Raw genomic sequence first — 22,684 nt, forward strand, 5'->3', positions numbered from 1 at the left:
GCGCGTTGCGGTGTGGTGAGTGGCGGGTGAATGGCCAGTGCGCTTTGACGGGCTTGTGGCGGTGTGCCGCCAGTGATCCGGGTGCCGAACGGCCGCCGATCCGCAGTGGATTGCTCGGATTTTCGGCTCTTGCGGTGAATTCCTCCCGCTGGCCGAATCAATACTACCGGACGTGACGGGCCCCCTCCGTTATTGACCCGCGAGTAATGAACTCGCTAGTTTCCGGTGGCCTCACCACGAGTTTTCCGCCGCACACATCCCCCACCGTGCTGTCCTCCCGATTATTCGGAGTGTCATGACGTCCCCTGTGCGTGCCGTCGACCTGATCATGTGCATCACCCCTTTCGGAGAACCCGATGCCAGGCTCGCGACAGCGGTCTGTGCCGCCGGCGGACTCGGCGTCCTCGACCTGGGACGCGGCGACCGAAGAGCCCGGGAGGCACTGGCCCGCCTGAGACGGGCGGCACCGGGACCGTACGGCGTGCGGGTCGCCGCCGGCTGTACCCTCACCCCGGACGAGCTCGGCCCGGCGCCCGACACCGTGGTCCGGGCCGCCGACGCACCCTGGACCGTCGCCGAACTCGCCCCGCACGCACGCGTGCTGGCCGAGGTGACCGACCTGGCCGAAGCACGCGCGGCGGTCGCGGCCGGAGCGCACGGACTGATCGCCCGGGGCGCCGAGAGCGGCGGCCGGGTCGGCGAGCTGAGCACCTTCGTCCTCCTTCAACAGCTGCTCGGCACCACCGAGCTGGACGTGCCCGTCTGGGCCGCCGGCGGCATCGGACCGCACACGGCGGCGGCCGCGGTGGCCGGCGGCGCGGCCGGGGTGGTCCTCGACAGCCAACTGGCCCTGCTCGCCGAGTCCCGGCTCCCCGAGGCGACGGCGGCCGCACTGCGCTCCCTGGACGGCTCCGAGACGGCCGTCGTGGCCGGTCACCGGGTCCTGCACCGCCGCGGCCCGGACGCCGTGCGCCCGCCCGCCGACGATCCGGCCGCGGTCGCCGCGCTGCTCGGTGCCGAGGACCTGCGCAGTCAACTGCTCCCGGTGGGCCAGGACGGCTTCCTCGCCGCACGGTTCGCCGAGCGATGGGGCGATGTGCGGCGGACCGTAAGGGAGTTGACGGCGGCGATACGCGCGGACGCGGACGCCTGCGAGGCACTGCGTCCCGGAACCTCCGCCATGAGCCGTGCCCTCGGCACCCGGTTGCCCGTCGCGCAAGGCCCGATGACCCGGGTGAGCGACCGGGCCGCTTTCGCATCCGCCGTCGCCGACGACGGGGCGCTGCCCTTCCTGGCGCTGGCCCTCGCCGACGGCACCCGCACCCGGGAGATGCTGACCGAGGCCAAGGCCGCGCTCGACGGACGGCCCTGGGGCGTCGGCGTCCTGGGCTTCGCGCCCGAGGAACTGAGGAACGCCCAGCTCGAAGCGGTACGCGAGCTGCGGCCCAGCCACGCCATCGTCGCCGGCGGCCGGCCCGCGCAGGCCGAGGCGCTGGAGCGGGCCGGGATCAGCACCTTCCTGCACGTGCCCTCGCCCGGGCTGCTGCGGCAGTTCCTGGAGGCCGGGGCCCGGAAGTTCGTGTTCGAAGGCTCCGAGTGCGGCGGCCACGTCGGACCGCGCGCGAGCTTCCCGCTCTGGGAGGCCCAGCTCGCCGTCCTGGAGGACTTCGCGGACGCCGAGGGCCTGGAGGTGTTCTTCGCGGGCGGCATCCACGACGAACGCTCGGCGGCGATGGTCGCCGCGCTCGCCGCGCCGCTCACGGCCCGGGGCGCGGCCGTCGGCCTGCTCATGGGCACCGCCTACCTCTTCACCGAGGAGGCCGTGGACCGGGGCGCGATCCAGCCCCTGTTCCAGCGCCAGGTCATGACGGCCGCCACGACCGCCCTCCTGGAGACCGCGCCCGGCCACGCCACCCGCTGTGTGCCCAGCCCGTTCACCTTCAACTACCGCGAGCGCGAAGCGGAGTTGCGGGACAGCGGGGTGTCCGACAGGCGGGTGTGGGAGGAGCTGGAACGGCTCAACGTCGGCCGGCTGCGCATCGCCAGCAAGGGTGTCGACCGGTCGGCGGACGGCGAGTTGACGCCGGTGGACGAGCAACGCCAGTTCTCCGACGGAATGTTCATGGCCGGAGAGGTCGCCGTGCTGCGCTCGGCGACCACCACCGTGGCTGCCCTGCACCACGCCGTGACCGACGCAGCCGCCGACCTCCTGGCGCGGCGGACGACGGCGGTGGCACGGCCGGCCCAGCCTCCCGCCCCCGCCCCGCTCGACATCGCGATCGTCGGCATGGCCTGCATGTTCCCCGAGGCCCCCGACCTCGCCACCTTCTGGGCGAACGTGGTCGCCGGACACGACGCGGTGACCGAGGTGCCGGTGGAACGCTGGGACCCGGCCGTGCACCACGCCGACGGCTCCACCACCTCGAAGTGGGGCGGCTTCCTGCCACCCATCCCCTTCGACCCGCTGGGCTACGGCATCCCGCCCGCCTCGCTCGGCCACATCGAGCCCGTCCAGCTGCTCGCCCTGGAGGCCGCCCGGCGCGCCCTGGACGACGCCGGATACGGCACACAGGGACGGGAGTTCGACCGGTCGCGCACCTCCGTCGTCTTCGGCGCCGAGGCCGGCAGCGACCTCTCCAACGCGGCCACCCTGCGTGCCGTACTGCCCTCGTACTACGGCAAGGTCCCCGACGGCCTCGACGAGCAGCTGCCCCGGTTCACCGAGGACTCCTTCCCGGGCATGCTGGCCAACGTCATCTCGGGGCGGATCGCGAACCGCCTCGACCTGGGCGGCGCCAACTACACCGTGGACGCGGCCTGCGCCTCCTCGCTGGCCGCCGTCGACGTCGCCTGCAAGGAACTCACCGCCGGCACCAGCGACGTCGTGCTCTGCGGCGGCGCCGACCTGCACAACGGCATCAACGACTACGTCCTCTTCTCCTCGGTGCACGCCCTCTCCCCGACCGGCCGCTCCCGCGCCTTCGACGGCTCCGCCGACGGCATCGCACTGGGCGAGGGCGTGGCCTGCGTCGTCCTCAAGCGACTGGCCGACGCCGAGCGCGACGGCGACCGGATCTACGGCGTGGTCAAGGGGCTGGGCTCGTCCAGCGACGGCCGCTCCCTGGGCCTGACCGCGCCCCGGCCCGAAGGCCAGCGGGCCGCACTGCTGCGCGCCTACCGCAATGCCGGGATCTCCCCGGCCCAGGTCGGCCTGGTCGAGGCGCACGGCACCGGGACCGTCGTCGGTGACCGCACCGAACTCACCATCCTCAGTGAGGTGTTCACGGAAGCGGGCGCGGCTAACGGAGGTTGCGGGCTCGGGTCGGTCAAGTCCCAGATCGGGCACACCAAGTGTGCCGCAGGCCTCGCCGGGCTGATCAAGACCACCCTCGCCCTGCACACCGGCGTGAAGCCGCCCACCCTGCACCTCGACCGCCCCAACCCGGCCTGGAAGGAAGCGGACAGCCCGTTCGCCTTCCACACCGAGGCCCAGCCCTGGGCGGCACCGCCCGCCGAACGGGTCGCCGGGGTCAGCGCGTTCGGGTTCGGCGGCACCAACTTCCACGTGGTGCTGGGCGCCTACGACAGCGCCGTACCACCCGAGCAGGGGATGGACGCCTGGCCCGCCGAGCTCCTCGTGTTCCGGGGGCGGGACGACAAGGCCGCCCACCGGGGCGTCGAGGAGATCCTGCGGGCGGCCTCTACCGGCTCCTGGCGGCTGCGTGACCTGGCGCTCGCCGCGGCCCGCCGCGCGGACGCCTCCCACGAGCCGGTACGGGCCGCGGTGGTCGCGACCGACGTGCCCGGGCTGGCCGGGCAACTGCGCCGCGTCCTCGCGGGGGAGCACGACCCGGCCGCCGGCATCCACCTGACGGACCCGCAGCCCGACGCGGCCGCCGACGCCAAGGTCGCCTTCCTCTTCCCCGGTCAGGGCAGCCAGCGCCCCGGCATGCTCGCCGACGTCCTCATCGCCTTCCCCGAGCTGCAGCACTACCTCCAGCTCGGCCGCGCCCACGCCGACACCCTCTACCCGCCCGCCGCCTTCGACGACGACACCCGCGAGCGCCGCCGGGCCGCCCTCACCGACACCCGGGCCGCCCAGCCCGCCCTCGGCATCACCGGCCTCGCGGCCCACGCCTTCCTGACGGCGGCCGGCGTCCGCCCCGACATGGCCGCCGGACACAGCTACGGCGAACTCGTCGCCCTCAGCGCGGCCGGCGCCCTCACCCCCGAGACCCTCCTGGACCTGAGCGCCGAACGCGCGGCCGCGATCCTGGCCGCCGCGGGCGACGAACCCGGCACCATGGCCGCCGTGTCCGGCGCGGCGGACGACGTCGAGCGCGCGCTGCGCACGGTCGGCGCCCCGGCCTCCGTGGTCGTCGCCAACCACAACTCGCCCCGGCAGACCGTCATCTCCGGCCCGACCGACGAAGTGATCGAAGCCGTACGGCTGTTGCGCGCGGCCGGTCTCGGCGCCAAGCGGATCCCGGTGGCCTGCGCCTTCCACAGCCCGGTCGTCGCCGGGGCGGGCGACCGGTTCGCGGAAGTCCTCGCGGACACGGCCGTACGACCGCCCGAGTTCCCGGTGTGGTCCAACCGCACCGCGGCCCCCTACCGGCCCGACGCCGACGCCGTACGCGCCGAACTCGCCGCCCAGATCGGCTCACCCGTCGCCTTCGCCGCCCAGATCGAGGCGATGTACGAGGCCGGGGCCCGCGTCTTCGTGGAGGCCGGGCCCGGCACCGTCCTCACCCGGCTCGTCGGACAGATCCTCGGCGACCGTCCGCACACCACCGTGGCCTGCGAACCCCGTGCCGGCGGCGGACTGCGCGGCTGGCTCGACGCACTGGCCCAGCTGGCCGCGGCCGGCGCGCCGGTACGCACCGCCCGGCTGCTGCGCGGCCGGGACGCCGTGGACGCGGTCCGGGCCCCGGCGCCGAAACGGCCCGGCTGGACGGTCGACGGACAGCTCGTGCGCACCGCCGCCGGAGACCTCCTGCCCGGTGCCCTCGCACCGGCCCGACGAGTCGTGGAGACGACGACTGTGACGACGAACCAGCCGCACGGCGCCCCCGCCGACCGGGACGCGCTGATCTCCGAGTTCCTGCGCACCAGCCGGGAGATGATCGCCGCCCAGCGCGACGTCCTGCTCACCTACTTCGGCGCGGCCCAGGTGCAGGTGCCGGCCGCGCCGGTGCTCCAGCAGCTGCCGCCGGCCGAAGCGGCCGTAGCGCAGCCACCGTCGACGGAGCCCGTACCCGCCCTCGCACCCGCCCCCGCCCCCGCGGTCGAGCCCGAGGCGACGGCCGACGTCGAGCGGGTCGTCCTGGAGATCATCAGCGAGCGCACCGGCTACCCCGTGGACATGATCGAGCCCGACCTCGATCTGGAAGCCGACCTGAGCATCGACTCGATCAAGCGTGCCGAGATCGCCGGTGAGCTGGCCAAGCGGCTGGGCATCGCGGGCGGTGCGGAGACCCTCGACGACGCCGAACTGGAGGAGCTGGCCAAGGCACGCACGGCGGCGGCCGTCACCGGGTGGCTGAGGGCACGGGTCGGCACCGGTGCGGAGGCGACGGCCACGGCTGCGACCGGACCGGCCCCGGCCACCACCGTCGGGACGGCCGCCGCGCCCGAGCCGGTGAGGGCTGCCGCCGGGTCCGGTCCGGGCGCACCGGCACCGGAGCCCCACCCCGCCGCGGCCGCCGAGGTCCCCGCGGGCGAGGCGCCGAAGCGGTTCGAGATGCGGCCCGTGGCCCTGGCGCAGCCGGATGCCGTGGCCGACCCGGCCGCCGTGCTGTCCGGCAGGCGGTTCTTCGTCCTCGGGGGCGGCGCGCAGGTGGCGGCACGGCTCGCCGGGTACGGCGCCGAGGCCGTGACCGTGGACGCCGGCCACCTGCTGGGGGAGGCGGACGGAGCCGTGGACGGAGTGCTGTACCTGGGCGCGCTGCCCGGCAGCGACACCCCGGTGCTGCCCGACGCCTACCCGGTCCTGCGGGCGGCCCTGGCCAGGAGCCCGCGCTGGCTGCTGGCCGCCCGCCCCGCCGGCGGCACGGACGCGGCGCGCTCGGCCGGACTGCACGGGCTCTTCCGCACCGTGGCCCGGGAGTACCCCGACACCGTCGCCCGGGTCGTGACCCTGGGGGACACCGCACCGGAGGCGGTCGCCGACGCGCTGCTCGACGAACTGCTCGCACCGGAACCCGCACCCGTCGTGCTGCGCACGGCCACCGGCCGGCAGGGCCTCGAACTGGTCGAGGTCGCGCCTGGCACGCTCGGCGGCACCGGGGCGGGTCCCGCCGGGGCCGGGGCCGCCGAGGCCGCCGCGCTCGGCCTCGACCGGGACTCGGTGGTCCTGCTGGTCGGCGGCGCCCGGGGCATCACCGCGAAGTTCGCGGCCACCCTCGCCGCCGCCTGCCGCTGCCGGATCGAACTGCTCGGCCGGACACCCGCGCCGAGCGGTCCCGAGACCCCGGACACCGCCGCCGTCCGCACCCCCGCCGAACTCCGCGCCGTCCTCGCCGCCCGCGGTGGCCTGAAGCCCGCCGAGATCAACCGCGAGGCCGAACTGATCCTGGCCCAGCGGGAGATCACCGCCACCCTCGGCGAACTCGCCGCGCTCGGCAGCGAGGCCCGCTACCGTGCCGTCGACTTCCGCGACCGCGACGCCGCCCTCCAGGCCGTCAAGGAGATCCACGCCGACCACGGCCGCCTGGACGGGGTCGTCTTCGCGGCCGGGGTGATCGAGGACCGGCTGATCGCCGAGAAGACCCCGGAGTCCTTCCAGCGGGTCTACGGCACGAAGACGACCGGCGCGGCCACCCTGCTCGCCGCCCTGGAAGAACTGCCCGACCGCCCCGGTTTCGCCGTCCTGTTCGGCAGCATCTCGGCCGTCCTCGGCAACCGCGGGCAGGCCGACTACGCCGCCGCCAACGACGCCCTGGAGAGCCTCGGCGCCGGCTGGGCGGAGCGCACCGGCAACCGCGCGCTGACCGTGCACTGGGGGCCGTGGGCGCCCGTCGGCGGACACACCGGCATGGTCAGCCCGGAACTCGGACGCGAGTACGCGCGCCGCGGCATCAGGCTGATCGACCCCGACGAGGGCACCGCCGCGCTGCTGCGGGAGCTCGCCTGGGGCGAGGAGTCCGTACGGGCCGTCGTCTACACCGCCTCGGGCTGGTGACATGACCGACGACCGCCGGACACCGGTCGCGATCGTGGGCATGGCGGTGCTGCTGCCCGGCGCCGCAGGCCTCGACGCGTATTGGCAGAACCTGCTGAACGGCACGGATGCCATAACAGACGTGCCGGACGGGCGCTGGGACGCGGAGTACTACCGGCCCGGCTCGGCGACCGGGCCCGCCGTCCCCGACCAGGTGTACTGCCGGCGCGGCGGCTTCGTGGACGGGCTGGCCGAGGTGGAGGTCACCCGGTACGGGATCATGCCGAACTCCGTCCCCGGCACCGAACCCGACCAGCTGATCGCCCTGGACGTGGCCGCAGCGGCGATCGCCGACGCGGGCGGCGCGGACCGGCTGCCCGACCGGCACCGGATCGGCGTGGTGCTGGGCCGGGGCGGCTATCTCACCCCCGGCCTGGTCCGGCTCGACCAGAGGGTCCGGACGGCGGGGCAACTCGTTCGCACCCTGGGCGAGTTGGTGCCCGACCTCACGCCCGGCCAACTGGCCCGGGTGCGCGAGGCGTTCACCGAGCGGCTCGGCCCCGCCAGCCCCGAGTCCGCGATCGGCCTGGTGCCCAACCTCGCCGCCTCCCGGATCGCCAACCGCCTCGACCTGCGCGGCCCCGCCTACACCGTGGACGCGGCCTGCGCCTCCTCGCTGGTCGCCGTCGACCAGGCCGTCACCGAACTCACCGCGGGGCGCTGCGACGTGATGCTCGCCGGGGGAGTGCACCACTGCCACGACATCACCCTGTGGAGCGTCTTCTCCCAGCTGCGCGCGCTCTCCCCGAGCCAGCGCATCCGCCCCTTCCACCGCGACGCCGACGGCATCCTCATCGGCGAGGGCACCGGGGTCGTCGTCCTCAAGCGCCTCGCCGACGCCGAACGCGACGGCGACCGCGTCTACGCGGTGATCCGCGGCACCGGGGTGGCCAGCGACGGCCGTACCGCCGGACTCGTCAACCCCGACCCCGGTGGCCAGACCCACGCCGTACGCCAGGCCTGGCGGGCCGCGGGCCTCGACCCCACCGCCCCGCACTCGCTCGGCCTCCTGGAGGCGCACGGCACCGCCACCCCGGCCGGTGACACGGCCGAACTGACCACGCTGGCCGAGGTGTTCGGGCCGGGTGCCGAGGGCGAACGGGCCGTGCTGGGCTCGGTGAAGTCGATGATCGGCCACACCATGCCGGCCGCCGGGGTCGCCGGGCTGGTCAAGGCCGCCCTCGCGCTCCACCACGCCACCCTGCTGCCCACCCTGCACTGCGAGGACCCGCACCCGGCCCTCGCCGCCACCCGCTTCCGCACGCTGGACCGGGCCCGGCCCTGGGAGACCGGTCCCGGACAGCCGGTCCGCAGAGCCGCGGTGAACGCCTTCGGGTTCGGCGGGATCAACGCCCACGTGGTGCTGGAGGAGGCTCCCGGCCGCCGCGCGGCCGCCGTCGTCCGCGGCACGGGAGGCACGGGGCCCCGCGTCGGGGAAGTCACCGAACCCCGCAGCACCGAGGCCACCGAGCCCCGCGTCGCAGAGGTCACCGAACCCGAGCGCATCCTCCTGCTCGCGGCCGACACCCCCGACCGGCTGACCGCGATCCTCGCCGCCGACGACTCCGCCGTCCTCGCCGCCGGTCTCGCCCCGGAAGAGACCCATCCCCAGGCGGGCCCGGTCCGCCTGGGCATCGTCGACCCCACCGCCAGACGGCTCGCACTCGCCCGGCGCGCGGTCGGCAAGGGCCGTGCCTGGCAGGGCCGCAACGACGTGTGGTTCCGGCCCGCCCGGCTGCTCGGCGGCGAGACCCACGGTGGACTGGCCTTCGTCTTCCCGGGGCTGGAAGGCGAGTTCGCTCCCCGCGTCGACGACATCGCCGCGCATTTCGGCCTCCCCACCGTCACCGGCCCTGCCACGGACGCCGTGCGGGTCGGGGACGTAGGCCGTCATGGGTTCGGTGTCGTCGGCGTGGGGCGGCTGCTGGACTCGGCGCTGCGCCGGATGGGCGTGGTGCCGGACGCGGTCGCCGGGCACAGCGTCGGCGAGTGGACGGCGATGGTGGCCGCCGGGCTCTACGCGGGTGACCAAGTGGATGCCTTCATGGCCGAGTTCGACCCCGACGCGGTCACCGTCCCGGGCCTCGCCTTCGCCGCCGTCGGCGCCCCTGCCGACCGCGTCCTCGCCGCACTCCACGCGGACTGGACGGACGCCGGGATCGTCCTCTCCCACGACAACGCGCCGAACCAGTCGATGGTCTGCGGCCCGGACCGGGCCGTGGCGGACTTCGTCCGCGCCTTCCGGGCCGACGGCGTGCTGTGCCAGGTGCTGCCGTTCCGGTCCGGCTTCCACACCCCGATGCTGGAGCCGTACCTGACCCCCATCAGGGAGGCCGCCGAGCGCTTCAGGCTGCACCGGCCGACGGTGCCGGTCTGGTCCGGCACCACCGCGGCCCCCTTCCCGGCGGCCGAGGCGGAGGTACGCGAACTCTTCGTCCGGCACCTGCTGGAGCCGGTCCGGTTCCGGCAACTGGTCGAGGCCCTGTACGCCGCCGGGCACCGGGTCTTCGTCCAGACCGGCCCGGGTCAGCTGGCCTCCCTGATCGGCGACACCCTCGGCGACCGCGACCACCTCGCCGTCGCCGCCAACTCGCCGCACCGCTCCGGCCTGGCGCAACTCCGGCGCGTGGCAACGGCGTTGTGGACCGCGGGCGCCGTCGTCGCACCGGCGGTCCCGAAGACGGGCAGCGCGGTCACGCCGTCACGGCAGCGGCCGCCCGTCCGGCTCGACCTGGGCGGCGCGCTGGTGTCCCTGGACGGCCCGGAACTGCACGAACTCCGCACGGCGCTGGGCAGCCGACGGACCCCCGCCGGACCGTCCCCGCTGGACGACCTCGCCACCCGTATCCCGGCCGCCGCCGAACTCGACGCGTTGCTGCGGGAGACGGCCGACACGGCAGCGGTCGTCCTCACCACGATCGGCGCCTCGTCCGCCACCGCGGCCCCCACGGCCGCCCGTGCCCTGCCTCGCGTCCCGGTCCCCGCAGTGCCTCCGCCCACCGGACCTCAGCCGCCCCCCACCTCCCGCACCACCACCCTCCGGGTGTCCCCCGAGGCGATGCCCCACCTCCTCGACCACTGCTTCTTCCCGCAACGCCCCGACTGGCCCGACACCGAGGACCGCTGGCCGGTGGTCCCCGCCACCACGATCGTCCGGCACATGACGGACGCGGCCGAGGAGGCCACCGGACTGCGGGCGGTCGCCGTGCACGGAGCCCGCTTCGACCGCTGGCTCACCGCCACACCCGCCGTCGACGTCCCGGTCACCGTCACCCCCGAGGGGCCCGGCCGCGTCGCGGTCACCTTCGGCCCCACCGCCCGCGCGGTCGTGGAGGTGGCCCCGGATTATGTCCCGCCGCCCGCCGGTCCCGCCTGGCCCCCGGCCGCCGAGCGCACCCCCGACCACACCGCCGCCGAACTGTACGCCGAGCGCTGGATGTTCCACGGCCCGGCGTTCCAGGGCGTCACCGCGCTCACCGCGATCGGTGACCGGCACGTCCGCGGGGTGATCACCACGCCCACCGCCCCGGGCGCCCTGCTCGACAACGTCGGCCAGATCCTCGGCTACTGGATCATGGCCACCCGCACCGAGCGGACCGTCGTCTTCCCGGTGCAGCTGCGGGAGACGCGCTTCCACGGCCCGCACCCCGCCCCCGGCACCGAGGTCGGCTGCCTGGTGCGGATCACCTCGCTCACCGACACCGTCCTGGAGGCGGACGTGGAGCTCACCGTCGGCGACCGGGTCTGGGCCCGGATCGACGGCTGGCAGGACCGGCGCTTCGACAACGACCCGCACACCCGCCCCGTCGAGCGCTTCCCGGAACGCAACACCCTCTCCGAGGCCCGGCCCGGCGGCTGGACCTTACTTCACGAGCGCTGGCCGGACCTGGCCTCCCGCGAGCTGATCATGCGCAACTCCCTCGGCGGGACGGAGCGTTCGGAGTACGCCGCGCACCCGCCCCGCGGCCGCCGGCAGTGGCTGCTGGGCCGGATCGCCGCCAAGGACGCGGTACGGCAGTGGCTCTGGCAGCACGGCGAGGGCCCGGTCTTCCCGGCCGAACTCCGGGTCCGCAACGATGCGTTGGGCCGCCCGTACGTGGTGGGCGTGCACGGCCGCACCCTGCCCGCGCTGGACGTCTCGCTCGCCCACCGGGCCGAGGCGGCGGTGGCGATCGTACGCCCGCACACCCCCGGACCCGGTCCGGGCATCGACCTCGAAGAGGTCACCGAACGCGATCCGGCGGCCATGGAGGTCGCGCTCGGCGCGGACGAACTCCGGCTGCTGCAGACCCTTTCCGCAGGCGACTCGACGGCTCTGTGGTTCACGCGGTTCTGGGCCGCCAAGGAGGCCGTCGCCAAGGCGGAGGGCACCGGATTCGACGGCAGGCCGAGGGACTTCACCGTCCTGGAGGCGGCCCCGGACGGCAGCCTGCTGCTGGTCTCGGGCCGGCTGGAACGCGCCTACCCGGTGCACTGCGCGCCGGTCCGCAATCCCCCCGCACTGCCGGACCGCGACTACGTCGTGGCCTGGACCCCCGGACCGGCAGCCGCAGACCCCGAGGAGGACCCGCGATGAATCCCACCGAGCCCGAGATCCGCGCCGACGAGGAGGCCGTGCTCGCCGACCTCGCGCGGATGCTCCGCACCCTCCTGGAGGAGTACGGCGACGACGACGCCGAGATCGGCATGAGCACCACCTTCAACCGCGACCTGGAGCTGGAGAGCATCGACCTGGTCACCCTGGCCGGGCTCCTGGAGGAGCGGTACGGGAAGCGGGTCAACTTCGCCGAGTTCCTGGCCGGGATGGAGTTCGACGAGATCATCGAGCTGACCGTCGGCCGGCTCGTCGAGTACGTGGTGTGGAGCCTGAAGGCCACGGAGGCGGGCTGAGCCATGGCGATCGTCGACACCGGGGACATCCGGCTGCACGTACAGAGAATGGGCCCGGGGGAGGGCCGGATCCCGGTCGCCACCGTGGTCCTCGTCCACGGGCTGCTCACCGACAGTCTGGCCAGTTACTACTTCACCGTGGCCCCCGCCTTCGCCGTCTCCGGCCTCGACGTGGTCATGTACGACCTGCGCGGCCACGGCCGCAGCGGCCGCCCGTCGGGCGGTTACACCCTCGACCACAACATCGACGACCTGGAGGCCCTGCTCGACCACCTGTCGATCACCGGCCCGGTCCACCTCGTCGGCAACTCCTACGGCGGCACCATCGCCTTCGGCTACGCGGCCCGCCACCCGGAGCGCGCGGCCAGCCTGACCCTCATCGAGTCCGAACCGGCGACCGCCGCCTGGGCCGCGAAACTCGGCGGCATCCTGCACCGGGTCGTCACCGAACTCGCCCACAACGAGCCGGACGCGATCGCCTGGATCACCGCCAACCGCAGCCACAACACCGCCCGGCTGGCCAAGGGCGCGGCCCGGCTCGCCCGCGAGACCAGCCTCGGCCGGGACATCCCGGCCAGCCGCGTCCTGACAGAGGATCAGATCAGCGCCGTACGCTGCCCGGTGCTCGGGGTGTACGGCGGTGACTCCGACCTGGTGGAGGTGGTCCCGCTGAAGGAGGCGCTGCTGGCGGACTACCGGTCGGTGGTGCTGCCCGGGCACGAGCACTCCGTGCTGGTCGAGGCGGCCGGCACGGTCGGCGGACACATCCTGGAGCTGATCCACTCGGTCAGCGGCGGCGTACGCGCCGGGGTCCGGTGAGCGGCTTCCTGATCGTCGTACCGCCACTGGTCGGCCACATCAACCCGGCCGTCGGCGTCGCGGCCGAACTCGCCGAGCGCGGGCACCGGGTGGCCTGGGTCTGTGCGGACGCCGGGCTGGTGCACCGGCTGGCGGGGCCGCAGGCGCGGGTGTTCCCGTGCGCGGGGACCGCGGAGGGGGAGCGGCCCGCCGACCTGCGGGGCGCGGAGGCGCTGAAGTTCCTCTGGGAGTGGTTCCTGGTGCCGCTGGCGGACGCCATGGCGCCCGGCGTGCGGGCGGCCGTCGACGAGTTCCGCCCCGATGTGGTGGTCGCCGACCAACAGGCTTTCGCCGGGGCCCTGGTGGCCGAGCGGCTCGGGCTGCCGTGGGCGACCTCCGCGACCACCTCGGCCGAGTTCGGTGACGCCTACGACGGCATCCCCAAGGTCGCCGAGTGGCTCCGGGACCGGCTCGCAGAGCTGCGTGCCCGCTTCGGCGACCCGGCGGGCACGGCCGACCCGCGCTTCTCGCCGTATCTCACCCTGGCCTTCACCACACCCGAACTGGCGGGCCCCACCGACCGGCCGGCGGTCCGTTACGTGGGCCCGTCGATCTCCGAGCGGCCGGTCGCCGACGGGTTCCCCTGGGACTGGCTGGACCCGAGCCGGGAGCGGGTCCTCGTCTCCCTCGGCACCGCCAACGCGGACGTGGGCGGACGGTTCCTGGCCGAGTGCGTGGCCGCCGTACGCGAACGGGCCGACCGGGTGCAGGCGCTGGTCGCCGACCCCGGCGGCACCCTGCCCCCCGCGGCCGACGACAAGGACATCCTGATCCTGCCCTCGCTGCCCCAGCTCCCGCTCCTGGAACGGGTCGACGCGGTCGTCTGCCACGCCGGGCACAACACCGTCTGCGAGGCCCTGTGGCACGGCGTCCCGCTGGTCGTCGCACCCATCCGCGACGACCAGCCGGTGATCGCCGGGCAGGTCGTCGACGCCGGCGCGGGCCTCCGGGTCCGGTTCGGCCGGGTCACCGCCCCGCGCCTCGGCGAGGCCCTCGACACCGTCCTGTACGAGCCCGGCCCGCGCACGGCGGCGGCCAGGATCCGCACCGCGTTCCGCGCGGCGGGCGGAGCGCCGGCCGCCGCGACCCACCTGGAAGCCCTCGCAGCCGACCCGCACGCAAGGAGAGCCGATGAGCAAGCAGAGTGACGTCGAGGCGCTGCGCTCCGCCTACGAGCGGGACCTCGCCGAGGGCACGGACCGCTTCTTCGAGCCCCGGCGCACCACCTGTCCCTGGTGCGCCTCCGACCGGCTGACCACCCGGCTGCGCACCACCGACCTGCTCCAGCACAAGCCCGGCGCCTTCGTCCTCGACCGCTGCGCGGAGTGCGGCCACACCTTCCAGAACCCGTGCCTCAACGAGACGGGCCTGGAGTTCTACTACCGCGACTTCTACGACGGCCTCGGCGAGCAGAAGATGAGCGGCACCTTCGGCGGCCGCACCAAGATGTACCAGGGCCGCGCCCGGTCCATGGTCCCGCACGACGCGACCCCGAAGAACTGGCTCGACGTCGGCACCGGCCACGGCCACTTCTGCGAGGCCGCCCGCGAGGTGCTGCCCGGCACCGCCTTCGACGGACTCGACTTCACCGACGGCGTCGAACTCGCCGCCCGCGAGGGCCGCGTGGAGCACGCCTACCGCGGCGCCTTCCCCGACCTGGCCCCCGAACTCGCGGCCCGCTACGACGTGGTGAGCATGTTCCACTACCTGGAGCACAGCACCGACCCCGACCGCGAACTGCGCGCCGCCCACGAGGCGGTACGCCCCGGCGGCCACCTCCTCATCGAGGTCCCCGACCCGGAGAGCCGCTACGCCCGCCTCCTCGGCCGCTGGTGGCTGCCCTGGCTCCAGCCGCAGCACCTGCACTTCGTCCCGGTCGCCAACCTCCGCGAGCGGCTCACCGCCCTGGGCTTCACGGTCGTCGCCGAAGAGCACGCCGAGGCCCACGACCCCGTCGACCTGCTGGCCGCCGTCTGGCTCGCCCTGGACCACACCGCCCCGCGCGAGGACGCCCCCTGGCTGCCGACCCCGCCCGGCGCCCTCCAGAAGACCCTCCGCGCCGCCCTGCTCATCGCGGGCATCCCGGCCCTGATCGCCGGCACCCTCCTGGACCGCTTCGCCGTACGGCCGGTCTCGCACCGTCTCCGGGTCTCCAACGCCTACCGCATCGTCGCCCGACGCGACTGACGCCTCGCCTCACAGCACCTTCGCGCGGATCATCGCCGACAGCACCAGGGCACCCGGCAGCAGCGGGATCCAGTCGGTGAGGACGCGGTAGCCGATCACGGTCGCGGTGGCCACCGCGACCGGGGAGTCGAGCGCGACCAGCGTGATCACGAGCGCCGCGTCCACCGCCACCCCGCCGGGCACCGGAACGGCACCCCCCGCCGTGCCCGCCGCCAGGTACGCGAAGATCACGGTGCCCCACGACAGCCCCAGCCCGAGCGCCTCCCCGGTGCAGGCCAGCACGCACGCCTGCACCAGCGGCATCACGGTGGCCCCGCCCCACAGGGCCAGCACCCGGGAGGGCTGCGCATGGACCGTCCGGGCATCGGTGAGCGCCGAGCGCACCAGACCGGTGACCGGCCGCCGCAGCGGTCGTACGACGGCCGTCGCCACGCCCACCAGGGTGAGCACCGCGGCCACCGGGATCAGCACCACGCCGTCCGGGAGCAGCTCGCCCAGCCGCCGCCAGGCGGACGAGGAGAGCAGGAACACGATCAGCACGACCGTCTTCGCGCCCGACTTGGCCACCGAGTACAGCGCGATCGAGGAGGTGGCCCGCTCCACGGGAACGCCCCGGGTGCGCAGGAAACGCACGGTGACGGCGTGCGCGCCGAGCCCGGCGGGCAGCGCGTGGTTGGCGGCGCCGGCGGCGAACTGCGAGGCCAGCAGCAGCCCCGGCGGCAGCCGGTCGGGCACGGCGCCCTGCCGCATGCAGGCGGCCACCACCCAGGTCAGGCAGGTGAAACCGCCCGCGGCCAGCAGCCACGCCGGTTCGGCGCGGGCGAGCCGGGTGACGCCCTCGTACAGCAGTGACCGGTTGGTCAGCCCCCAGACCGCCGCGATGAGCAGCGGGGACAGACACAGGGCGAGCCGGAGCGGCCGGCCCGCCATCGAGGAGGGCGCCGGCAGCGGACGCACGGGCGCGTCGGGGCGGGATGACGACAGTGACGACAGTGAGGACGGTGAGGACACGGGGACGTTGTCCTTCCACGGCGGGCCGGCGGTGGGGAGCCGCAGGCGAGCAGACGCCGGGGAGCCTTCCCGTCCCGTATGACACCCGGATGTCCGAAAACCGAAGGCAGGGGGGCGGGCCGGTGCCGCGGGCACGGTGGTACCCGGCCGACCCGGTAGCCTTCCTGGGGAAGGAGCACGCGACAGGGGAGGATCCGGCGGTGCACGTCCAGGAATGGCTCGACTCGGTGCCTGCGGTCGCCGTCTACGCCATGGTGGCGCTGGTGATCGGACTGGAGAGCCTGGGCATCCCGCTGCCCGGCGAGATCGTCCTGGTCTCCGCCGCACTGCTCTCCTCCCAGCACTCCGGCGTCAACCCGTTCGTCCTCGGCGCCTGCGCGACCGCGGGCGCGGTGATCGGCGACTCCATCGGCTACGCGATCGGCCGCAAGGGCGGCCGCCCGCTGCTGGCCTGGCTGGGGAAGAAGTTCCCGAGACACTTCAGCGAGGGCCATGTCGCCACCGCCGAGCGCTCCTTCGAGAAGTGGGGCATGTGGGCCGTCTTCGTCGGCCGCTTCATCGCCCTCCTCCGCATCTTCGCGGGCCCCCTGGCCGGCGTCCTGCAGATGCCGTACTGGAAGTTCCTCACCGCCAACCTCCTCGGCGGCATCTGCTGGGCGGGCGGCACGACGGCGGTCGTCTACTACGTCGGCATCGTCGCGGAGGACTGGCTGAAGAGGTTCTCGTACGTGGGCCTGGCAGCGGCGGTCCTCTTCGGCCTGGCATCGATGCTGATCGTGCAGCGCCGGGCAAAGAAGGTCCAGGCCACTGAGAAGGAAGCCGAACCTGTGAGCGCCGGCGACTGAAGCGCCCCGACAGGGGCGCGGGGAACTGCGCGACCAGCCCCCGCCCACCCGCACCCGCCGAACCACCTACTCATGCACCCCGCGATGCGCCACAGCCAACTCCGCATAGAAGGTCCCGTTGAGGGTCACCCCCTCCCGCTCCTCCGCAGTCAGCTCGCGCCGCACCTTCGCGGGCACCCCCGCCACCAACGACCCAGGCGGCACCACCATCCCCTGCGGCACCAGAGCCTGTGCCGCGACCAGCGACCCCGCCCCGATCACGGCCCCGTTCAGCACGGTCGCCCCCATCCCGATCAGGCAGTCGTCCTCCACGGTCGCCCCATGGACGACCGCGTTGTGTCCGATCGACACCCGCTCCCCGACACGCACCGGAAACCCCGGGTCCGCGTGCAAGGTCACATTGTCCTGGACGTTCGCCCGCGCCCCCACGGTGATCTTCTCCACGTCCCCCCGCACCACCGCCCCGTACCAGACACTCGCCCCGGCCTCGAGCGTCACGTCCCCGATCACCGAGGCGGTCGGCGCCACGAACACGTCGGCCTCGATCCTCGGCTCGCGCCCCCCGATCCCCACGATCAGCGCCCGCTGCGTCATCACCGTCTCCCATCGTCATCGACGTCCTCGGCAACCTAGCCCACCACCTGGGGCGAAGATCACAGCAGCCCGCCCTCTATAAGTCGGCGCCCGCTGAGTAGCGTGACTGCGTGCCGAAGACCAAGAACACGTTCTCGTCCTGGCGCCGTCGCCTCGCCCAACGCGCAGTGCACGCGGCCTGGGCCTGGGTGCAGCGCACGGGATCCGTCAGCGCCGACCACCCGGGCCGCTTCCGGTTCGGCGCCCTCGGCGAAGCCACCCGCCTCGCCTTTCCGCTCGGCACGGTCTTCGGCGAACCGTGGATCCACCTCGGTTCGCACTGCATCGTCGGCGAACAGGTCACCCTCACCGCCGGCCTGATGCCCGACCTCGACCTCGGCCCCGACCCGATCCTCCGCATCGGCGACGGCGTCGTCCTCGGCCGCGGCAGTCACGTCATCGCGGACACGACGGTCACCATCGGCAGCGACTGCTACTTCGGCCCGTACGTCTACGTCACCTCCACCAACCACTCCTACGACGACCCGCACGAGCCCATCGGCCGCCAGTGGCCCCGCATGGAGCCTGTGGAGATCGGTCCGGGCTGCTGGATCGGCACCGGTGCGGTGATCCTGCCGGGCGCGCGGATCGGCCGGAACGTGGTGGTGGCCGCCGGTGCGGTGGTCCGGGGCACGGTGCCCGACCACGCCGTGGTGGCCGGCGCGCCCGCCCGGGTCGTACGCCGCTGGACGCCCGAGACCGGCTGGCAGCCGCCGCTGCGCACACCCGCGCCGGTGCCGATCCCGGCGGGCACCACGCCGGAGCAGCTGCGCGCGCTGGCGGGGCTGGACGAGGAGGACGTGGCGCGGCTCGCCGAGCTGGAGCCCGAGAGCTGAACGGCGCCCGGCGCCCGGCCGGGGTGCCGGCCGCCGGTTCAGCCGGTGGCCAGCAGCAGCGTCCCCACCAGTGCCAGCCCGGCGCCCGCCGCCTGGATCGCGCGCAGCCGTTCGCTGAGGAAGCCGCGGGCCGCGAGCGCGGTGACCACCGGGTAGAGCGAGGCGAGCACCGCGGCGACGGTGACCGGGCCGTGCTGGGCGGCGACCGAGTACGTGCCGTTGGCCGCGACGTCCGCGAGTCCGACGAAGCCCAGCGCCGGGAGCGTGGACCAGGCGAAGCCGCCCTCCGGCAGCGCGGGTGCGCCCCGCCGCAGGGACAGCCACAGGGCGGCGCCGCCCGTCGCGACGCTGGTCACCCGCTGTACGAAGAGGGCCAGGAAGAGGCCGGTGACCGTGGTGGACGCCTCCGTGATCAGCGCGAAGACCGTGCCGAAGCCACCGGCGGCGACAAGGGTGAGCAGGATCGTCCGGCGCTGCACGGGCGCGCCGCGCAGCTGCGGACCGCCGGCCAGGACGACCCCGGTGACGGCGACCGCGATGCCCGCGACCTGGAGCAGCCCCGGCCGCTCGCCGAGGAACAGCCCGACCCCGACCGGGACGGCGACGCTCAGGGTGGCCAGCGGGGAGACCACTCCCATCGGGCCGAGGGCGAGGGCCTCGTAGAAGGAGAAGAGCGCGACGGGTCCGACCAGGCCGGCCGCGAACGCGAACCAGAGCCGGGGCCCGGCCTCGCTCCAGCCGCCCGTGGCGACCACGATCACACCCAGGACGACCGCAGCCAGGCCCTGTGACACGACGACCACCGTGAGCGCCGGGGCGCGTCGCGTGAGCAGCCCGCCGCCGAAGTCGGCCAGCCCCCACAGGAGACTGGTGGTCAGGGCGAAGAATGCTGTCACGGCCCGCCTCGCAGTACAGTTCGGTGAACGATCAGGTACACCCCATCGTAGTTCTGTCAGATGAACTGCGTCATTCAAAATATTGGACCATCATGCCCACCCCCATGCTCTCGACGACGGACGGAACGTGTCGGACCTCGACCTGCTGACCCAGTCCCTGGCCCGCAACGTGAAGCACTGGCGGGCGGTGCGCGGCTTCACCCTGGACGTGCTCGCGGCCCGGGCCGGGGTCAGCCGGGGCATGCTCATCCAGATCGAGCAGGCCCGCACCAACCCGAGCATCGGCACCGTCGTCAAGATCGGCGACGCGCTCGGCATCAGCATCACCACGCTGCTCGACTACGAGCAGGGCCCGAAGGTCCAGATCGTCCCCGTCGAGAAGGCCGTTCGGCTGTGGCACACCGAGGCCGGCAGCTTCAACCGGCTGCTCGCCGGGACCGAGGCGCCCGGCCCGCTGGAGATGTGGGACTGGCGTCTGATGCCCGGCGAGAGCAGCCCGTCGGAGCCGCATCCGTCCGGCACGGTGGAGATCGTCCATGTCACCGCCGGTGAACTGACCCTCACCGTCGACGGGGTCGACTACCGCGTACCGACCGGCGCCAGCGCCTCCTTCGAGGCCAACACGGCCCATGTGTACGGCAACACCGGGGACGTGCCGATGGAGATGGTGATGACGGTCTCGGTGCCGCCCGTGCCCTGAGCCCGGCGGGCCGGGCTGTTAGCGTGCGGACATGCGCGCACCCATCGGAGACTTCGACACCGCCGTCCCCGCCCCCGACTGCCTCGACGAGCTGACCGCGCCGGTCGCCGACGCCGTACGCCACTGGACCGGTGCCGTGCCCGCCGACCAGATCGTCTACGTCGAGACCGACCCGCAGTGGGCGGACACCGCGGTCTTCGTCGAGCACTACGGGCGCGATCTGCTGGGCACGTCGGCCAACTGTGTGGTGGTGGCGGGCAGGCGCGGCGGCGAGACCACGCTGGCGGCCTGTCTGGTGCTGTCCACGACCAAGGTGGACGTCAACGGCGTGGTGCGCCGCCAACTCGGCGCCCGCAAGGCTTCGTTCGCCTCGACGGACACCGCGACCGGCGCGACCGGCATGGAGTACGGCGGTATCACCCCGATCGGACTCCCGCGCGACTGGCCTCTGCTGGTGGACCCGGCCGTGGTCGACCTGCCCTATGTCCTGGTCGGCAGCGGACGCCGGCGCGGCAAACTCCTCGTCCCCGGCAAGGCGTTCGCAGAGCTGCCGGGTGCGGTGGTGCTGGCGGGGCTGGGCGTCTAGGAGGCGGCGTGCGCGTGGTGCGCCAGCGCCAGGTGAGGGTCCGCCTGGCCCGGCGCCGGTGCCGGATCCGCGTGCACCAGGGCCGCCGTCAGCCGCGGTACGGCGTGCAGCAGCGCGTGTTCCGCCGCGACGGCGATCGCGTGCGCCTGGCGTACCGTCGCCTCGCCGTCGACCACGACGGCCACCTCGGCGCGCAGCCGGTGCCCGATCCACCGCAGCCGCAGCTCACCCACCGCCCGCACCCCGGGCACCTCCCGCAGCGCCCGCTCGGCCCGGTCGGTCAGCTCCGGGTCCACCGCGTCCATCACACGCCGGAACACCTCGCGCGCCGCGTCCCGCAAGACCAGCGCGATCGCCGCGGTGATCGCCAACCCCACCAGCGGATCGGCGAGTTGCCAGCCGAGGGCGGCGCCGCCTGCCCCCAGCAGCACGGCCAGTGAGGTGAAGCCGTCGGTTCGGGCGTGCAGCCCGTCGGCCACCAGCGCGGCCGAGCCGATCTCCCGGCCCACCCGGATCCGGTACCGGGCCACCCACTCGTTCCCGGCGAACCCGACGAGGGCGGCCACCGCGACGGCCGTCAGGTGCGTGACCGGACGCGGATCCAGCAGCCGTTCGACGGCCGTCCACGCGGCGAAAACGGCCGACCCGGTGATCGTCAGCACGATCGCGATCCCCGCGAGGTCCTCGGCCCGTCCGTAGCCGTAGGTGAAGCGGCGGTTCGCCGCCCGGCGCCCGAGCACGAAGGCGATGCCCAGCGGTACGGCGGTCAGCGCGTCCGCCGCGTTGTGCACCGTGTCCCCGAGCAGGGCGACGGAGCCGGACAGGACCACGACGACCGCCTGCGCGAGCGCGGTCGCGCCGAGCACGGCCAGCGAGACCCAGAGCGCGCGCATGCCACGCGCCGAGGACTCCAATGCGGGGTCGAGTTTGTCGGCCGTCTCGTGGGAGTGCGGCGTAAGGAGATGGGTGAGGCGGTGCCGGAGGCCGCCGGAAGGGGAGCGGCGGGAGTGGGAGTGGCCGTGCTGGTGGCCGTGGTCGTGGCCGCGGTCGTGGTCATGGCTGTGGGCGGGTTCGCCGTGCCGGCCGTGCGCGTGGTCGTGGGGGTGGTGGCGCTCGTCCGCGTGTGCGTGTGCGTGCTCGTGATGGTGCCGGTCGCTCATGCGGCTCCCCTCTCCGGTGCGCGGGACGTGGACACGGGACGTCCACGACGCCATTATGTGCGTATGAGCGCACGCTTGCACCTATCACCTGCGCATCATGCGCACCCGCGCACCCCGGGCGAGGAGCAGTTCGCACTGGCCGCCGAACTCCTCGCGCTGCTCGGCGACCGCACCCGGCTCACCCTGCTGCACGCCCTGACCGCCGGAGAGGCCGATGTCAGCACGCTCACCGAGGTCTGCGGCGCCGCCCGTCCCGCCGTCAGTCAGCATCTGGCCCGGCTGCGGCTCGCCGGTCTGGTGGGCACGCGCAAGGAGGGGCGGCGGGTGGTGTACTCGTTGCGCCACGGTCATCTGCGGCGGCTGGTCGAGGAGGCGCTGAAGGTGGCGGACCACCGCCTGACCGAGACCGCTACCGCACCAGACGGTTGAGCTTCTCCAGCAGGGCGAGCACGGTCTCCGGATCGCTGGTCGCGGCCGCCAGTGCCGGGCCGACGGGCGCTTCCTGTACCGCCTTCACGCGGGCGGACGGCTCGGCGGCCGGGCTCAGCAGCGTACGCCGGCCGTCGCGCGGGTCGGGTTCTGTCGTGACCGCCTCGGCGCTGCGCAGCCGGGCCACGCAGTTGGAGACCTGGCTCTGGGCCAGGCCGGTGCGCTTGGCGATCTCGGTGACCGTGGTCCGGGGGTGGTCCCGCAGGTCGGCGGCGACGATCAGCACCGTGCCCGTGCTGGTGGGGTGTTCGCCGATGCCGTCGGTGGGGACGGCGGACTCTGCGAGCTTCTGGAGGCGGTGGCCCAGCAGGTAGAGGTCGGTGACGTTCACGCCGCCAGGATACATCCGGGGCGGATGCATCTTATCTTGA

At 74.2% G+C, this 22,684-nt stretch carries 16 protein-coding genes; 11 read left to right on the plus strand and 5 right to left on the minus strand.

Translation table 11 applies throughout. The features are described from left to right. Window positions 1-295 precede the first annotated feature (295 nt). From ACZ4UV_RS37140 to ACZ4UV_RS37165, 6 genes are read left to right on the plus strand one after another with little or no spacing between them, the layout of a single operon-like run. Window positions 296-7,183: an SDR family NAD(P)-dependent oxidoreductase gene (locus ACZ4UV_RS37140; protein WP_467844059.1), complete on the plus strand. Its 6,888-nt coding sequence runs from the start codon at window positions 296-298 to the stop codon at window positions 7,181-7,183. A gap of 1 nt (window position 7,184) precedes the next feature. Further along, window positions 7,185-11,798, plus strand: a complete 4,614-nt coding sequence (locus ACZ4UV_RS37145; protein WP_467844062.1) for a beta-ketoacyl synthase N-terminal-like domain-containing protein — start codon at window positions 7,185-7,187, stop codon at window positions 11,796-11,798. After that, a complete protein-coding gene (locus tag ACZ4UV_RS37150; protein WP_089105552.1) occupies window positions 11,795-12,112 on the plus strand; it encodes an acyl carrier protein in 318 nt (105 codons plus the stop codon). The genes ACZ4UV_RS37145 and ACZ4UV_RS37150 overlap by 4 nt, the downstream gene beginning before the upstream one ends. A gap of 3 nt (window positions 12,113-12,115) precedes the next feature. Further along, on the plus strand, window positions 12,116-12,931 hold the full coding sequence (locus ACZ4UV_RS37155) for an alpha/beta fold hydrolase (RefSeq protein ID WP_351494576.1): 816 nt from the start codon (window positions 12,116-12,118) through the stop codon (window positions 12,929-12,931). Continuing rightward, complete coding sequence (locus tag ACZ4UV_RS37160; protein WP_451023020.1) at window positions 12,928-14,118, plus strand: glycosyltransferase; 1,191 nt, start codon at window positions 12,928-12,930, stop codon at window positions 14,116-14,118. The genes ACZ4UV_RS37155 and ACZ4UV_RS37160 overlap by 4 nt, the downstream gene beginning before the upstream one ends. Then, the gene (locus ACZ4UV_RS37165; protein WP_467844068.1) at window positions 14,102-15,157 is read left to right on the plus strand and encodes a class I SAM-dependent methyltransferase; all 1,056 of its coding nucleotides are present in this window, start codon (window positions 14,102-14,104) and stop codon (window positions 15,155-15,157) included. The genes ACZ4UV_RS37160 and ACZ4UV_RS37165 overlap by 17 nt, the downstream gene beginning before the upstream one ends. A 9-nt stretch (window positions 15,158-15,166) precedes the next feature. On the opposite strand, the gene ACZ4UV_RS37170 is transcribed toward ACZ4UV_RS37165, so the two are convergent. Then, window positions 15,167-16,168 carry a lysylphosphatidylglycerol synthase transmembrane domain-containing protein gene (locus ACZ4UV_RS37170; RefSeq protein WP_467844071.1) on the minus strand — a complete coding sequence of 334 codons (1,002 nt, stop codon included), beginning with the start codon at window positions 16,166-16,168 and terminating at the stop codon, window positions 15,167-15,169. A 200-nt stretch (window positions 16,169-16,368) separates the two neighbouring features. Here ACZ4UV_RS37170 and ACZ4UV_RS37175 point away from each other — a divergent pair, with 200 nt between their 5' ends. Further along, the gene (locus ACZ4UV_RS37175) at window positions 16,369-17,013 is read left to right on the plus strand and encodes a DedA family protein (RefSeq protein ID WP_390047334.1); all 645 of its coding nucleotides are present in this window, start codon (window positions 16,369-16,371) and stop codon (window positions 17,011-17,013) included. A gap of 66 nt (window positions 17,014-17,079) precedes the next feature. Here ACZ4UV_RS37175 and ACZ4UV_RS37180 read toward each other — a convergent pair whose 3' ends face one another. Next, the gene (locus ACZ4UV_RS37180; RefSeq protein ID WP_451016110.1) at window positions 17,080-17,607 is read right to left on the minus strand and encodes a gamma carbonic anhydrase family protein; all 528 of its coding nucleotides are present in this window, start codon (window positions 17,605-17,607) and stop codon (window positions 17,080-17,082) included. Between the two features lie 110 nt (window positions 17,608-17,717). Between ACZ4UV_RS37180 and ACZ4UV_RS37185 the strand changes: the two genes are divergently transcribed. Beyond that, complete coding sequence (locus ACZ4UV_RS37185; RefSeq protein WP_451016111.1) at window positions 17,718-18,482, plus strand: acyltransferase; 765 nt, start codon at window positions 17,718-17,720, stop codon at window positions 18,480-18,482. 38 nt (window positions 18,483-18,520) lie between these two features. Here the strand turns inward: ACZ4UV_RS37185 and ACZ4UV_RS37190 are convergent, their stop codons facing one another. After that, entirely contained in the window at window positions 18,521-19,378 is an 858-nt protein-coding gene (locus ACZ4UV_RS37190) for a DMT family transporter (protein WP_451016112.1), read from the minus strand. 127 nt (window positions 19,379-19,505) lie between these two features. Between ACZ4UV_RS37190 and ACZ4UV_RS37195 the strand changes: the two genes are divergently transcribed. Continuing rightward, a complete protein-coding gene (locus ACZ4UV_RS37195; RefSeq protein ID WP_351494624.1) occupies window positions 19,506-20,078 on the plus strand; it encodes a helix-turn-helix domain-containing protein in 573 nt (190 codons plus the stop codon). Between the two features lie 31 nt (window positions 20,079-20,109). Then, window positions 20,110-20,664, plus strand: coding sequence for a YbaK/EbsC family protein (locus ACZ4UV_RS37200; RefSeq protein ID WP_467844078.1), 555 nt, complete (start codon window positions 20,110-20,112; stop codon window positions 20,662-20,664). Here ACZ4UV_RS37200 and ACZ4UV_RS37205 read toward each other — a convergent pair. Beyond that, window positions 20,661-21,824, minus strand: a complete 1,164-nt coding sequence (locus tag ACZ4UV_RS37205) for a cation diffusion facilitator family transporter (RefSeq protein ID WP_467844081.1) — start codon at window positions 21,822-21,824, stop codon at window positions 20,661-20,663. The genes ACZ4UV_RS37200 and ACZ4UV_RS37205 overlap by 4 nt on opposite strands. Before the next feature lie 63 nt (window positions 21,825-21,887). Between ACZ4UV_RS37205 and ACZ4UV_RS37210 the strand changes: the two genes are divergently transcribed. Beyond that, a complete protein-coding gene (locus tag ACZ4UV_RS37210) occupies window positions 21,888-22,253 on the plus strand; it encodes an ArsR/SmtB family transcription factor (RefSeq protein ID WP_351494594.1) in 366 nt (121 codons plus the stop codon). Here ACZ4UV_RS37210 and ACZ4UV_RS37215 read toward each other — a convergent pair. Further along, window positions 22,234-22,644, minus strand: coding sequence for a MarR family transcriptional regulator (locus tag ACZ4UV_RS37215; protein WP_451016114.1), 411 nt, complete (start codon window positions 22,642-22,644; stop codon window positions 22,234-22,236). The two genes, ACZ4UV_RS37210 and ACZ4UV_RS37215, sit on opposite strands and share 20 nt — an antisense overlap. Window positions 22,645-22,684 lie beyond the last annotated feature (40 nt).

It is taken from the genome of Streptomyces sp. NPDC028289 (assembly GCF_055565975.1).

Bases quoted from the DNA above. Each gene is read 5' to 3' on its own strand.
- ACZ4UV_RS37140 (WP_467844059.1), top strand. From the start codon at position 296: ATGACGTCCCCTGTGCGTGCCGTCGACCTGATCATGTGCATCACCCCT.
- ACZ4UV_RS37145 (WP_467844062.1), top strand. From the start codon at position 7,185: ATGACCGACGACCGCCGGACACCGGTCGCGATCGTGGGCATGGCGGTG.
- ACZ4UV_RS37150 (WP_089105552.1), top strand. From the start codon at position 11,795: ATGAATCCCACCGAGCCCGAGATCCGCGCCGACGAGGAGGCCGTGCTC.
- ACZ4UV_RS37155 (WP_351494576.1), top strand. From the start codon at position 12,116: ATGGCGATCGTCGACACCGGGGACATCCGGCTGCACGTACAGAGAATG.
- ACZ4UV_RS37165 (WP_467844068.1), top strand. From the start codon at position 14,102: ATGAGCAAGCAGAGTGACGTCGAGGCGCTGCGCTCCGCCTACGAGCGG.
- ACZ4UV_RS37180 (WP_451016110.1), bottom strand. From the start codon at position 17,607: ATGACGCAGCGGGCGCTGATCGTGGGGATCGGGGGGCGCGAGCCGAGG.
- ACZ4UV_RS37200 (WP_467844078.1), top strand. From the start codon at position 20,110: ATGCGCGCACCCATCGGAGACTTCGACACCGCCGTCCCCGCCCCCGAC.
- ACZ4UV_RS37205 (WP_467844081.1), bottom strand. From the start codon at position 21,824: ATGAGCGACCGGCACCATCACGAGCACGCACACGCACACGCGGACGAG.
- ACZ4UV_RS37210 (WP_351494594.1), top strand. From the start codon at position 21,888: ATGAGCGCACGCTTGCACCTATCACCTGCGCATCATGCGCACCCGCGC.